General features: G+C 32.6%; 15 protein-coding genes and 1 pseudogene. 10 read left to right on the plus strand and 6 right to left on the minus strand.

The annotated features are described in order from the left end of the window. Positions 1-261: 261 nt before the first annotated feature. From ACFRAK_RS14425 to ACFRAK_RS14435, 3 genes are all read left to right on the plus strand, one after another. The gene (locus tag ACFRAK_RS14425; RefSeq protein WP_394571930.1) at positions 262-933 is read left to right on the plus strand and encodes a zinc-ribbon domain-containing protein; all 672 of its coding nucleotides are present in this window, start codon (positions 262-264) and stop codon (positions 931-933) included. A gap of 265 nt (positions 934-1198) precedes the next feature. Continuing rightward, positions 1199-1432 (plus strand): zinc-ribbon domain-containing protein, encoded by a 234-nt coding sequence (locus ACFRAK_RS14430; protein WP_394571931.1) that lies wholly within the window; start codon positions 1199-1201, stop codon positions 1430-1432. 87 nt (positions 1433-1519) lie between these two features. Then, complete coding sequence (locus tag ACFRAK_RS14435) at positions 1520-1750, plus strand: zinc-ribbon domain-containing protein (protein ID WP_394571932.1); 231 nt, start codon at positions 1520-1522, stop codon at positions 1748-1750. Between the two features lie 235 nt (positions 1751-1985). Here the strand turns inward: ACFRAK_RS14435 and ACFRAK_RS14440 are convergent, their stop codons facing one another. Next, positions 1986-2450, minus strand: a complete 465-nt coding sequence (locus ACFRAK_RS14440; protein WP_394571933.1) for a hypothetical protein — start codon at positions 2448-2450, stop codon at positions 1986-1988. Positions 2451-2968: 518 nt separating this feature from the next. On the opposite strand from ACFRAK_RS14440, the gene ACFRAK_RS14445 reads away from it, so the two are divergent. Further along, positions 2969-3265, plus strand: a complete 297-nt coding sequence (locus ACFRAK_RS14445) for a hypothetical protein (protein ID WP_394571934.1) — start codon at positions 2969-2971, stop codon at positions 3263-3265. Positions 3266-3576: 311 nt separating this feature from the next. On the opposite strand, the gene ACFRAK_RS14450 is transcribed toward ACFRAK_RS14445, so the two are convergent. Further along, a complete protein-coding gene (locus tag ACFRAK_RS14450) occupies positions 3577-3960 on the minus strand; it encodes a hypothetical protein (protein WP_394571935.1) in 384 nt (127 codons plus the stop codon). Then, positions 3957-4163 carry a hypothetical protein gene (locus ACFRAK_RS14455; RefSeq protein ID WP_394571936.1) on the minus strand — a complete coding sequence of 69 codons (207 nt, stop codon included), beginning with the start codon at positions 4161-4163 and terminating at the stop codon, positions 3957-3959. Before ACFRAK_RS14455 ends, ACFRAK_RS14450 begins: the two co-directional genes overlap by 4 nt. 299 nt (positions 4164-4462) lie before the next feature. Between ACFRAK_RS14455 and ACFRAK_RS14460 the strand changes: the two genes are divergently transcribed. The 4 genes from ACFRAK_RS14460 (at position 4463) to ACFRAK_RS14475 (ending at position 8729) form a co-directional block, all read left to right on the plus strand. Continuing rightward, entirely contained in the window at positions 4463-6427 is a 1965-nt protein-coding gene (locus ACFRAK_RS14460) for an AAA family ATPase (RefSeq protein ID WP_394571938.1), read from the plus strand. A 247-nt stretch (positions 6428-6674) separates the two neighbouring features. Further along, the gene (locus tag ACFRAK_RS14465; RefSeq protein WP_394571939.1) at positions 6675-7013 is read left to right on the plus strand and encodes a hypothetical protein; all 339 of its coding nucleotides are present in this window, start codon (positions 6675-6677) and stop codon (positions 7011-7013) included. A 475-nt stretch (positions 7014-7488) separates the two neighbouring features. After that, on the plus strand, positions 7489-8493 hold the full coding sequence (locus ACFRAK_RS14470) for a thermonuclease family protein (protein WP_394571940.1): 1005 nt from the start codon (positions 7489-7491) through the stop codon (positions 8491-8493). Positions 8494-8552: 59 nt separating this feature from the next. Then, positions 8553-8729: a hypothetical protein gene (locus ACFRAK_RS14475; protein ID WP_394571941.1), complete on the plus strand. Its 177-nt coding sequence runs from the start codon at positions 8553-8555 to the stop codon at positions 8727-8729. 405 nt (positions 8730-9134) lie between these two features. Here ACFRAK_RS14475 and ACFRAK_RS14480 read toward each other — a convergent pair whose 3' ends face one another. Further along, the gene (locus ACFRAK_RS14480) at positions 9135-9281 is read right to left on the minus strand and encodes a BH0509 family protein (RefSeq protein WP_394571942.1); all 147 of its coding nucleotides are present in this window, start codon (positions 9279-9281) and stop codon (positions 9135-9137) included. Between the two features lie 262 nt (positions 9282-9543). On the opposite strand from ACFRAK_RS14480, the gene ACFRAK_RS14485 reads away from it, so the two are divergent. Further along, positions 9544-9771, plus strand: coding sequence for an ATP-binding cassette domain-containing protein (locus ACFRAK_RS14485; protein ID WP_394572001.1), 228 nt, complete (start codon positions 9544-9546; stop codon positions 9769-9771). A 517-nt stretch (positions 9772-10288) separates the two neighbouring features. Here ACFRAK_RS14485 and ACFRAK_RS14490 read toward each other — a convergent pair. Further along, positions 10289-10474, minus strand: coding sequence for a hypothetical protein (locus ACFRAK_RS14490; protein ID WP_394571943.1), 186 nt, complete (start codon positions 10472-10474; stop codon positions 10289-10291). A gap of 434 nt (positions 10475-10908) precedes the next feature. Next, positions 10909-11631: a hypothetical protein gene (locus ACFRAK_RS14495; protein WP_394571944.1), complete on the minus strand. Its 723-nt coding sequence runs from the start codon at positions 11629-11631 to the stop codon at positions 10909-10911. A 910-nt stretch (positions 11632-12541) separates the two neighbouring features. Between ACFRAK_RS14495 and ACFRAK_RS14500 the strand changes: the two are divergent. Continuing rightward, a pseudogene (locus ACFRAK_RS14500) lies at positions 12542-13174 on the plus strand (SDR family oxidoreductase); the annotation flags it as partial. Positions 13175-13708 lie beyond the last annotated feature (534 nt).

Genomic DNA, 13708 nt, shown 5'->3' on the forward strand with positions numbered 1-13708 from the left:
ATAAGCATCTATCTTCTCCATTAAAGGGCCTAATTGTTTAATATGTTTTTATTAAAAAGCCTCTGTTTATCTTTTTTTCTATACAGGCTCTTTCTTTTTGTTCGTTTATCAAGGTTATTAGTATTAATTTGACCAAGCTTCCTTTCAAAGCTACGGTAGTTGAAAAAATAAAAGTAAGAACACTACACTCTAAAATTGTCTAATTACTGTAAATTTGGGATATGAATAAATTAAGAATCTGCATTTCTTGGAGTGGTATAAATGAAGAAAAGTCTAGCAAGTGAATATCCAGAATTGGCCAATGAATGGGATTATGAATTAAATGGTGATATAAAGCCAAATGATGTTCCTCCAAAAGGAAGACAGCATGTTTGGTGGAAATGCAAAGAAGGACATCCAAGTTATGAGGCAAAATTAGCATCTAGATCTAATGGAACAGGATGCCCATATTGCAAAGGTTCAAAAGTGTGTTTTGAACGATCATTATTAGGAAGAAGACCAGATCTAGTAGCCATGTGGGACAAAGAGAGAAATAGTTCATTAACTCAAGATAAGGTACTTGCTGGATCCAATATTGTGATTTATTGGATTTGTAAAAAAGGTCATTCGTTTGATATGTCAATTAAACAAATGACTAGAAAAAGAAGGAGTAGTTGGTGCCCATACTGTCGAGGTTTAAGGGTGAATGAAACAAACAGTCTAGCTAACCTCTATCCGCATATTGCAAATGAATGGGTTGAATGTATTGATTATAAAAGTATGACTGCAAGAGATGTCCCACTTGGTTCATCGTACAAGGTTTTATGGAGATGTAAGAAGGGACATGAGTGGGAAACAACTCCAAAACATCAAACAAGTGGTGGGACAGGGTGTCCAAGATGTAATAAAACGAAGAAAGTGTCAAAACAATCATATGCACTCTTTTATTACTAAAAAAAACATTTTGATGATGTTGAGATGGAAACACCACTTTTAGGCACACGTATGGTTTTGGATATTTACATTTCTTCGATTAAATTAGTAATTGAATATGACGGAGGTCTATATCATAAGGATTATAAGCGTGATATAAAAAAAGACATTGCGATACTAGAAAAAATGCCATATACAAAGCTCATTAGAATTCGAGAACCGGAATGTCCTATATATAAATCACCGAATCCAAATACATTTTTTTATTATCTAAAAAAATCATTCTATGAAAGCATTTCAAAGGTGTCTTGAAAAGATATTTATTGATCATATTCAACAAAGTCCTGATATAAATATTGAAAGAGATAATGTGTCAATTTTAGATTTAATGGATCGTTACGAATATGAAAATTCATTAGCCGCTGTTAGACCCACACTTTTAAAAGAATGGGATTACCAGAAGAATGGGGATTTAAAGCCAGAAAATTTTAAAGTTGCAAGTCATGAAAAAGTAAATTGAGTTTGTATTCATGGACATCAATGGTCTGCTACAATTGCAAGTAGAACAAAAGGAGGCAACAACTGTCCAGATTGTGGGAATAGAAGGTTGCATACGGATAATAATTTAGCTGCTGTAAATCCAGAACTAGTTAAGGAGTGGCACCCAACTAAAAATGAAAAGGGTCCGCAAGCTTACTTTGCAAACTCTCATTTTAAAGTTTGGTGGTTATGTAAAAAGTGCAGTCACGAATGGGATGCACAAATATACAATAGAAATGGTAATCGTAGTGGATGTCCCAATTGTTATGAGAACAATCTTAAATATAAGCAATGTTAAAATTCCTTCCCTCCCCTAGGGCATAGTCCACTGAATGTTTTTACTTATAATCCCCGTCTGCATAACAAGTTTAAAAGTGTGGCTGCAAAATACTTATTAGAATGACAATAAAGTCGTTTAATATCTAGTTTTTATTCCATAAAAGCGCCCGATTGCGTAAGGTCATATTATTCCCTAAACAACAAAAAGAGTATACGATTAGTGATCGTATACTCCTTTATTTTACTTAAATAATTTAATAGAATTTCCCAGTATTCAAATCTATTAAATCCTTCAAAGAAATGGACGATTTAAATTGTTCGGCATATTCACCATTTCGAGTTTGTTTGTCATATTTAAATGAAATATTATAATATCTACCAGACTTAGTTTTCGCTACTAACCCATGATCAATTAAAAATTTAGCTAAACCCTTTAGAGCTTTTTCTTCATCATTAGAATACCAAACAATTACCCATGAGCTATCTTTTGAACGTGGATTAAAATCAAGCGTATCAAGATCAGTATGTTTAATTAATGGAGTGATACCCTGTTTGATTGCCTTAAGTATTAATTCTTGCATTTCATTTGAAAGATCACCTTGTCCATACGTCATGAATTTACCTACATTATCTGTTTCTTTAAATGAGGGATTTTGGGCAGTATTATTACCATAATAACACCATCCACCCAGCCTATAACTTACTAATTCATCTTTCATTTATCTTCTTCCTCCTTCTTGAAATTTTGTTACCTGTAATTCTCTTTTCTCTTCAGATATTTTAAATCTAACTTTTCTACCATATTAGATATATTCAACCATTCTCTCGCATTAAAAAAGCATATACAATACAAAAGTTTTTTAAAATTTAACTTGCAACTTTACTTTAAGTTTATTTTTCACAGTCTATTCAACAATCTGGCCCGATTATTGAATAGTAAACTTTATTGTTACTATACAACTTAGACATTTCCGTCGCTTTGTTTTTGTGTATGTAGAAATAAAACAAACATCAAAGAATTCTTACTAACATCATTTGTATTTGGGATGACTGATACTTACGATTGTTTGTTATTGTAAAAAATTAGTATGCAGGTTATTCTTTAATCATCTAATTAATCCTTAAACTAACCTGGTAGTGTTAGTTCAGGTACATTACCAAAGTGTTTAAGAGGTCCTCTTTTTAAGATCATACTTTCAAATTCGTTAAATTGGAAATAAAAGATATATATTAATAGATGGAATTAGGTGATTTAATGGACTTTTTTAAAGAGTATTTTCCTTTATTAGTTGCTATTACTGGTGCTTCATTAGCTTACTTATATGGAAGGAGGAATAATAATTATGTTAATTTTCATAGTAAAGCTAAAGAAAATATAGAGGACTTATTAGAACCTATGTACTTTCGATTAAAAGATATAATTAGTATAGATGATAAGTATGAAAGAGAATTAAAATTGGACAAATGGTTAAATGACTATACGCCTTATGAAGTTCCTATACATAAATTGGTATGGATTAATACCAAGTGCTAAAATTCAGATTCATTCGGAAAATAAATTGTATTTTAAGTGGCATATGAGGAATATTTTTGAAACAAATTCACTCCAACCGGTTTAGGGGAAGAGTCCATGACTCCAAAGGAATTAGCCGCAAAGACGCCAGTCGCTAATAAACGATCTGGCGCTTCTTATTGTAGACTTAAATATCCGATTACTGTTTGTATAATTACAAAGCCGAGTGTGATAGTTGTCAACCAAAATAACTTTCTTTCTATTTTGTGCTGAACTTTGTTATTTTCCTCAATTTGCTTGACTTTTTCGTTTGAAATAAACGCTTCATTAATTCACCAAATTGTAGAATCTAGCACGGCTATTTCTTCATAAAGTTTTTGGATCTTAAATTCATAGTCCTTAACCTTCAACATTCTGTTTTCTTGTGGGATGGCTTTTGTTTCCGCCTGTAATTCCTTATTTTTTGTCGTAATAATATAAGTAACTTGTTTATCCCAATCCGTGTGAACGTTGTTCAATTGGTATATTTTTTGGGTATTTAGGTATCTGTGGAATTGCATCTGTGATAGTTCATTGTCCAATTTTCCAAGATTATCGTTTATATTTCGGTTTTGGTCAATTGAAATTTTAGTGAGCATTTTTTCAATGAGCTCTTCCATGTCAGCATTGACCCTTAAATAATCCTTAATTACATCGATGGTTTCTTCAATTGTCATTGATTTCTGATTGGGTAAAAATTCCTCGTATTTTTTCTTTCCTCATTAATACCTATTTTTTTCTCTAATGCGATGTATTTATCCTCACACCATTTTTTCTTTTGTAACAAATAACCCCAATTTCCGTTTTCTATATTTCCTGTTTCGTTTATGTAATCTTGAATTTCTGTCAATCGATAACGAGACAGTCTTGCTTTTTTCATTGGCTCAGAATGATCTTCTATTAGAATTTCCGTCTTATATTCGTTCGTGCACAACGAAAACGCCATTGGTGTTTTTTTTGTGTTTGTATAGGATTTAATACCGTAATACCAACCCGATTAATTACGATAAATCATGATGAAACACGAATGAGCGCTGTGTTTTATTATTTTATATCTCAATAAAAAAACTATTATTCAGTTTAAATGAGTTAGTAGAATTATCCTATTTCAAATTGATTAAATGGTATAATATTGAAGTGTGATTACTAAAAGTTATGAAGTTAGGATGTGAATCAATTTTGTATTTAGAAAGAGTAATGGTAAAAGGATATGGTTCTATTAAGGATTTAGATTTAATTCCTCAATTTAATGAAAACGGTTCACCAAAACCTATTGTTATTGTTGGAAAGAATGGGTCTGGTAAGACTTTGTTATTAAGTCAAATGGTGGATAGTCTAATCGAATTAAAACGTAAGAAATATACTTCAATTACTGAAGTAGAAACAAATAACTACTACAAAACTGGGAAGAAAAACTATATAAATATAGAGGCTAATGATAGCTTGGTTGAAGTAACGTACAGAGAAAATGATAAATTATTTAAATATATTGATTTTATGTCTAATAATATTGCTGAATCTGCTAGGTTACATGAGAGTTATGAGTATTTTCCAATGATTTACACTGATGATAGGTATAAGGAAATAGGTTACTATAAGTCTATTATTGGAAGTAATGTTGAAAATGAATTAGAGAATAATATTATTTCATATTTTCCAGTACATAGATACCATGTACCAGCTTGGTATAATAAAAGTAATAAACAGATTGGTTTCCAGTTTACTGAGAATAATTTAGGTTTCGATAACAATTCATTAATTAAAGAAAACGTATTGAATGAAGTTGAAGGTTGGCTTCTAGATGTATTATTAGATATGTATTTATATGAAAGTAAAGTAAATAAAGTATTGATTCATGTTAATGATAATCAATTTAGAAATGGTTTAGAAATGGTACAAATAAACGGTAGAAATACAATTTTGAAGAATTTAATTAATAGAATACTTACGGTAATTTACCAAGTAAAATATAAGAATATTGAAAGTGCAAGAATAGGTGTTACTCAAAAAGCAGGACGAAGAATATCAATAATTTTAAAAGAAACTGGTGATAATGAACGTGAAATTGCACCAACTTTTTCGCACCTTTCCTCAGGTGAAGCTATGCTATTATCATTATTTGCTTCTATATTGAAAAGTTATGATAATTTGGATGAATCACAGCATATTCATAGCTTAGGGGATGTAAAAGGAATTGTAATAATAGATGAAATTGATTTGAATTTACATATTGAATTTGCAAGAAATATTATCCCTGAATTAATTGAATTGTTTCCAAATGTACAATTTATTATTACTACACATTCACCATTTATGCTTTTGGGCATGGAGGAACAATTTAAGGAAAAATGGCAATTAATTAATTTACCAAATGGTGAAGAAATTTCTGTTGATGATTTTAGTGAAGTAAAAGAGGCTTATGAAATATTTGTAAATGGATATGAAGGCTTAAAAGATGAACATAGACAACTAGTAGATAGGATAAAACAAGATACTAAAACCTTAATTATTACTGAAGGTAAAACAGATTGGAAGCATCTTAAAAACGCTTATAATAAATTAAAATTAGAAACAGAGTTTAATCAATTCGACTTAGAATTTTTAGAATATGACGAAACAATGCTGCAAATGTCAGATTCTCAATTAAATACTCTATTAAGAGAATTGGCTAAAGTAAATCAAAATAAAAAAATAATTGGAATTTTTGATAGTGATGAAGCAAATGGAAAAAAATACGCAAAAGAAAGAAGACATAATTTAGGGAATAATGTTTTTGCCTTTAGTATACCAAAGCCGAATTTTAGAAGTGAATATGAAGGTATATCAATAGAATTATTATATCGAGATGTTAATATCAAGACTGAAGATGAAAATGGAAGAAGATTATTTTTAACCTCTGAATTTTCAACTATTTCAGGAAGGCATTTGGAAGATAAAATACTAACATATTCTGGAGATGCACATAAGTTAAGGAATCCTAAAATTATTGATTGTGATGTATATAATGCTGATGATGAAAATGTTGCTTTATCTAAAAATCAATTTGCTGAATATATACTAAATCAACAAGAGAATTTTATTGATTTTGATTTAAGTGGTTTTTATGAAGTTTTTAGAGTAATAAAGGAAATTGAAGAGCTCTAATAAAGCAATTATAGGGAATTTAACCGAGCTGATTTTATTAAATAAACTTGAAAATGTAATAATAAGAATTAAGAAATGAAGAAAAGAATCAGTAAAACAGATATTTTATTAACCTGTTTTTATGAAAATTAAGTAAAAGATATCAAAAGCTATTTAGTTCGATTTTCTAGGAATTTACCACAATGAGGAAAGTATAAATACTGAAGAATTTGAAAGCACACAAAGTTCAAAAAAGCCAGTCTACAAAGTGGGGGATAAATCTAAAAGTGGTGGTACTACTGCCAGCCAAATGCTGCAACTATATACGACAAAGGAAGATAGTCTTCTCCATTCCCTGGCTGTCATGGAATTAATCCTTGAAAAATGGATTGAACCTGCGTCTGATTACCCGTTTCCAATCGACATTGCCTTCCATCAAATCATTTCTATTTGCCAAGAAACCAATGGAATTATGTACGGTGAGTTATTAGAACGGATAGAAACCAATCATATTTTACATACACTCAACACGTTAGATGTCCAAGTGTTAATAAATCATATGGTGGAAAAAGACCACTTATTACTTAACAAAGGAAATGCAGGATAGAATTCATATTGCTCATGAAATAGACATTTCAGCGACTCTAGATTACTTAAAATTCCTTGACTTTAAATTAATTCAATTGATATAACTATATTCCATATCGGTATTTAAATAGTTTATTGTCGTATAAAAAGGAGTTGTCCTAAGTCGGTTATGATTAGCTCTTCGTCAATATTACTTTCTCCGTAGTAATTTAAATTAGCATAATCATTTCCAGGATACTATCCTTTTCAGAAAATCGATTTTCTGTTTGGAAAATTTCCTTTCATTTTGGAAAGATATAAGTGTGAAACATGAGTATGTTTTAGTGATAAGATTAAGGTTGAGCCTCTTCAAGACCTACTCCACGTAAAGAATACAAAGATGTATAATGAGTACGTTACTGCTGAAAGCCTAGACGAGTGGATCAGTAAGCAGGCAACAAAAATTTGATGTATGAAAGAACTATACGAGATACAACAGGGGGAGAAGGAAGAAGATGTTAGGAGCAATTCAGATTATCGCGTTTTTATTATTCGTAGTTTTTATCGTGAAAGGAATCATTGATATTTTTAGAAAGAAGAAATGGAGAAAATCGTTTATATTCAGCTTAATTTCATTCGTAGTCTTTATGATCGCCATACTTAACGACCCGACATTAGATACAGAAACAGCTTCTAATGAAACGAAAACCAAATCATCGCAAGAAGAGAAAAAGCAAGAAGAAAAGGCTGAGAAAAAAGAAGAAGCAGCCAAAGAAGAATCTGAGAAAAAAGATTCTGAAACAGCTAAAAAGGAAACGGAGAAGACTTCCGAAAAAGCTACTACAACCGCTACAACTAAAACAGCTACTCCTAAAGCCGTACAGCATGGAGTCAAAGCGAAAGTGGTACGAGTCATTGATGGAGACACAATCGAAGTCCTCATGGATGGAAAGCAAGAACAAATCCGTATGTTATTAATCGACACACCTGAGACCAAGCACCCACAAAAGCCAGTCGAAAAGTTCGGTCCCGAAGCTTCTCAGTTTGCTACAGAAACATTAAAGAATAAAACTGTTGGGATTCAAGTAGGAAAAGAGAGAACCGATAAGTATGGCCGAGTATTAGCGTATGTTTGGGTAGGGGATACGACTTATCAAGAAATGGTATTGGAAAAAGGATTAGCCGCTACCGCTTACTTATATAACGATTTAACGATGCTCGATGAATTTCATAAGGCACAGGATATCGCTCGTAATAAAAAGATTGGAGTTTGGAGTATTCCAGGCTATGCTCACGTAGACCATGACCACGGTTTCCATTATGAAGAAGAGAAGAAAGCAGAGCCCGCTACCGCTCCAAAACCTAAACCTGCTCCGAAGCCAGAGCCAGAGCCACAAGCAGAGTTCTTCCAGAACTGCACCGACTTACGTACCAAATATCCAAATGGCGTACCATCCGACCATCCTGCTTATCAAGCGAAGATGGACCGAGACAAAGATAATTACGCTTGTGAACAATAAAAGGAGGTGAATCGAAAGGGCTCGTCGCGCTGGCATTGTTCATACTGCGGCAGTACTTTATGCGAGATCCGATGTTCGTCGTTGGTCTGCTTTTGGTATTGTCAGCATCAGCTGGTCAAGCTTCCTTCGGAAGCCCAAGTGCATGCTGGAGACTAATGAACGAAGACAAGGCGATGTCCTTATTGCCAGCTCAGGAACTTTTGCCTGAAGAAACAACCACTTCGATTCCAAAGTAGATTTTTGAAAAGCTCAAATGAAATAGCGAGCCCCGATATTATAGGAAGCGGACAAATCCGCAGGATAGACCTTGCCGGTTGAAAATTCGGCAAGGCCTTTTTTCAGGTTCTGTTCCACTTTTCCGGAGCCATCGAACTCCGAGGCGCTGGTGTTTAGTGGATTGACCCGAGAAATACGCATGCCCAGACAATGCGAGTGAATCTCTCTACAGGATTTGACTAATTTCTTATCAAGAGCATATCGAAAATTCATCGATAAAGGCTAAGTTATCCAGTTAGATGATAAGATTCTGGATTTATATGATCCCTTAATGTTGTTGGATTATTTCTGAAAGTGATAAAAGTAAAAGCGGGAAACCCTGAATTATCAATGTTTTTCCCGCTTTTTATCATTTTATATTTGAGTTACATATAATCATAAACAGAGTCATCAAAATAGAGCCAGTGATAATATTCAATCTGTGAATCTGTCATCCTGGAAGCTTCTTTCTCATTGAATTTTTGTTGCTCAATTAATTTCTGCAATTTTGAATTTCTTTCTACTTGGCTCATCTTAAATCCTCCTTATAGTATGAGAAGTAACGAAGTATTCAATTATTGAAAGCGCTTTCTTTTTATCTTATTTTTATTATATATCTCAATGTGAGATTAAACAAATATCAAATATAGATGATTTTTTAGGAAATAGTATAGAAATGTTATAAATCTATTTACTTTGAAGCAGTTAAAGCGGCAAGGTCGAATTGCCAAAGCCTGAGTTTGGTTAAGGATTAGGGATTTGATTCAATAAGTTGGATACAAAAAAGTGGGGATTATGCCGCTTTTAGGGTTTGACCAGCGAAAGCTTAGGGAGTCAGCGCAATTCATCCACACACTCTATCAAGGTGAAAAAAGAAAAGTAATGATTGCAAGGGCCCTCATGTCTTTACCACAATTATTAATCTTAGATGAGCCTTGCAATGGACTGGATATTTACTCTAAAGAAGAGCTGTTAACATCTATTGAAGAGATGACTGCTGCACCGAACAGCCCAACCATTTAATATGTTACACATCATATTGAAGAAATTGTACCATCTATAACCAATGCTATGTTAATCAATTCGGGGAACGTTATGGATAAAGGAGAAAAAAGGGGCGTATTAACCGAATCATTATTGGAAAAGACCTTTCGTGTCCCAGTCAAAGTAGAATGGGAGAATGAGCGTCCTTGGATCCGGATTAAATCCCTGTTATTAACTGAAAAAAAATAAACCTAGTATGCTGAAGAGTAAAGTAAGGCAGTCGTAATGGTAAAACTACAAGATGAATATAGATTGCTTCCCATTGGAGGGCCTAATTAAATAACTTAATTTAGTGAGTCATAATAAGGCTCGTTAGGACATCTTAATTTATCGCAATATGTAGAATGGTAGGTGTCTCTATAAGGGGATGTTCCTTTATCTTTATTTTACAATAAAAGAAAATAGAATAACATAAACACAAAGTAATAATATTAGGGCAGGCCAAATAAGCGGGCTTTAGCCTGCTCATTTAGCCTAAAGGCTATTTTATATATGTTCATAATTTAACTTTTTGAATGTCGTATCCAAAAAATCCATCTTTTACTTTTACTGTATGAACTCCTGACCATGTTGTACTTACTTTGAAATAGTACCCATCCCCATTTTCATTCATGAATTCTTTAATGTCATATCCTTTTTTAATTAAATGATCTTGAATATCGTCTTTTTTGCTACTAAACACCTAAACTCCTCCTTTTTCCCAATTAATTGGTAAACTTACTATTATTACCTTCGATGCTTAAAAAGAAGAATCCTGCTAGTTTTAAATTTAATTATTACTCCTTTTGTAGTCAAAGATTATATTTGTCGTCACTAAGTGTAAATAGTGAAAATTGGATTATAAAAGGTAAGTTTGGACAATTGCTTCCATGAATGAAGAATGTCCAAAAAAGCTTAGGTTCAGAAGTAATTGACGCAAGCACCCAAGTAATATAGGTTGGTGAGCCAGTAGTGAAAAACTGGGTAGCGATAGCTATAGTAAGTATAGGGTTTATAAATTTTTTTAGGATCCAGAATAATAAACAGGCGAGCTAATAGGTCCTTTTGGTTTAAATTTTAAATTAATTCCTGTTTCGGGTAGTTCCCTATGCTCAAAGCCTTTATAAGAACTAACTATTAATATTGTTCTCCGGTTACCTTTTTCACTTTTAACTTACCTGTATGTACTAATGTGAACTCCACTTTATTATCTTTATCCGACTTTATTTCTATAAATTGAAACTTTGGTGTTATTTCTTTTCTTTTCAAATTAACTGGAGCAATAATAAATTTGTCTTGATAGGTCTTAATTACTATATAATTCTTATTCTTGGTACTACTCATAATTAGATAATCTTCCTTTTCCGCAGCACTATTAGTACCAAACATAGTTGACAAACCTACGACAGAATAGATACATAACACCATAGTCCATTTTGATGCTGGTTGTTTATTACTGGACAATAAAACCAAAATAATTCCTAATATTATTAATTGGGTGATTTCAAAACCAAACAGTGGAAATACTAAGATTGTACAGATAAAAAGGGCAATAAGGAGTACTATCAACTTGATAGAATCTTTTTTTCTAGTATTCAAAGAAGGAAATTTCTTAAAAATAAGCCTACAAGCCCTTCTATAACTCTCTGGTATCACAAAAAAAATACTTATTATGAATATACCATATGCAATTACTATTGCAACATTCTCAATTTTAAGCTCAACAAGATTGCTAGGCAATCCATAATATTGGTTAAAAGAAGTAGCATAAATATAATACGAAGCGTAACAAACAACTGAAACAACCCCTAACCAAACACCAACATCAGAGTTAAAAAGTTTTTGTTTTATATTTTCCAACTACATCACTCCTACTAAATTAATCTTCTTAATCTTTTAGTAACACGTTTTAATGTCTTTAAAACTAATTTTTGAACGAATATAATCTATTAATTGCAATGTAACGTTGCCTAAAGAAAATGCTTTTAGAATAACATCCTTTAAAGAATAAGAGTTCTTTTTTATAATACTTAATCTTAGAAGATAAAATTTTTGGGTTGTTTTTCCTATTTAAAAAGTACTGTTCCACTCGAAACCTAGTAATTTTAGGAGCACAAAATTACTGGATTTTATTCCACTATAATTCCCATAAACTGTATATTGATAATCAACTGTTTTTATTGCTTAATATTGTTGCTTTTTGTTTAATTTTGTAAAAGGAAAATTGTAATATATTTCATGTGAATTGCGGCTCTATTGTTAAAAACCATTAAATGCCTATCAACCTTTGTGCCAGTTCATCATTTAATAAAGAAACAAGAATTACTATGAATAGGAATGATGGGGAATGGCAAAAAGAAACCGAGGAAAAACAATCAGCCACTTGCCTTCAAATGGCAGAGGGACATGCCCACTGTGTGAAAGAACAGGAGTAAAGCTTCTCTACCCGCACAAAACTGAAACAAACCAAACCATCAAAGTCTGCAAAAACTGCCGCCATAAATAAAAATCTCATAGTATAAAAAAACATTCAGCAATTGACCGTGAAAATGAAACCATGGAAATGGAAGCTATTACTATGGTAAAAGCGCTACAAGCAAGTAACAACCGCACAGAAGCAGAATCAGCTATGGCGAAAAAGAACCTATACTTCGGCTCGTTTGCAGAGAGATATTCTCGAGCTTGCATAATAACAGATTTAATCGAGAAATATAGTAAATAAAAAACGCCAACATCCATTGGGTGCTGGCGTTAAATCTATACGGTAATTCTACAGCAGATAGGAAAGGGACAGGTTGCCTATCATCGTTCTGATGTTACGAATATTGAAAATATACGTTCACTGGTACTGTTTACTTGAGAAAGCTTTGGGTCAATTGACATTTTGGTTAATAATGCAGGTGGTACTCCTGGAGGGAATTTTGAACAGATTTCTGATGAAGATTGGCAGAAATCCTTCGAATTGAACCTCCTTAGCTATATTCGAATTATTCGAGAAGTGCTCCCGGATATGAAGAAGGGAGGCGGAAGAATTATTAATATTGCTTCCACCTCTATTAAACAGCCGATTCCAGGGCTCATTCTTTCTAACACAATCCGTTTGGGAATCGATGGACTTACGAAAACTCTTTCTGTAGAATTGGCCCCTTATAATATTTTATTTAATACGGTTGCGCCGGGCAGAATTGCAACAGAAAGAACGGACCATCTTAATCAGATAAATGCTGATAGACAGGGGATTTCCCGAGAAGTAGCAGCAGAACAGTCGAAAAAGACCATTCCTCTGGAACGGTATGGCACACCTGAAGAATTTGCAAAAGTCGAAACCTTTCTTGTATCAGAGGCAAGCACATATATTACGGGTAGCTCTGTACTTGTCGATGGTGAGATGGTTACATCCATTTGGTTAGGAGTTTTGTCCAATGGCAGCTTTTATCGAGGGGGAAAGGACAAAATCTATTTAAGCACCTTATTAATACTTTATCAAAGATAAATCAAGTAAGAGGACTGCCCATACACAGAATTAGCTTCTGGTGTAAAAAGCTTAAACTGATGGTAAGTAATCTAGCAATTTAAGGGATTTAGCTTAAAAGTAATGTATGCATATAAGCCTGATTATTTGTAATTGCTCGATATTTGTTTCAAAAAGGGATTATAAAAATAATTTAAATTTTTAATTCTGTCTCAAAATTTAAGAATACTCGTTACAATGAGATTCAATAAAAAAAGCCTCTAAGGGAATGAACTTAGAGGTTTATTCTGAATACAACTGGTCCTGGACAATCGTTTCAGAGATCAAAATAAGGAGTACCTATATTATACACTTAACAAGTGTGAATCTTTTGTGAATGGTATGTGTAAGATGTGTACTTTTTTTGAATTTATTTATTCCGTCTCACTATAATAAGATTACTTGTCAATTTGAGACAATGAATTT

This window comes from Peribacillus sp. NPDC056705 (genome assembly GCF_043656335.1).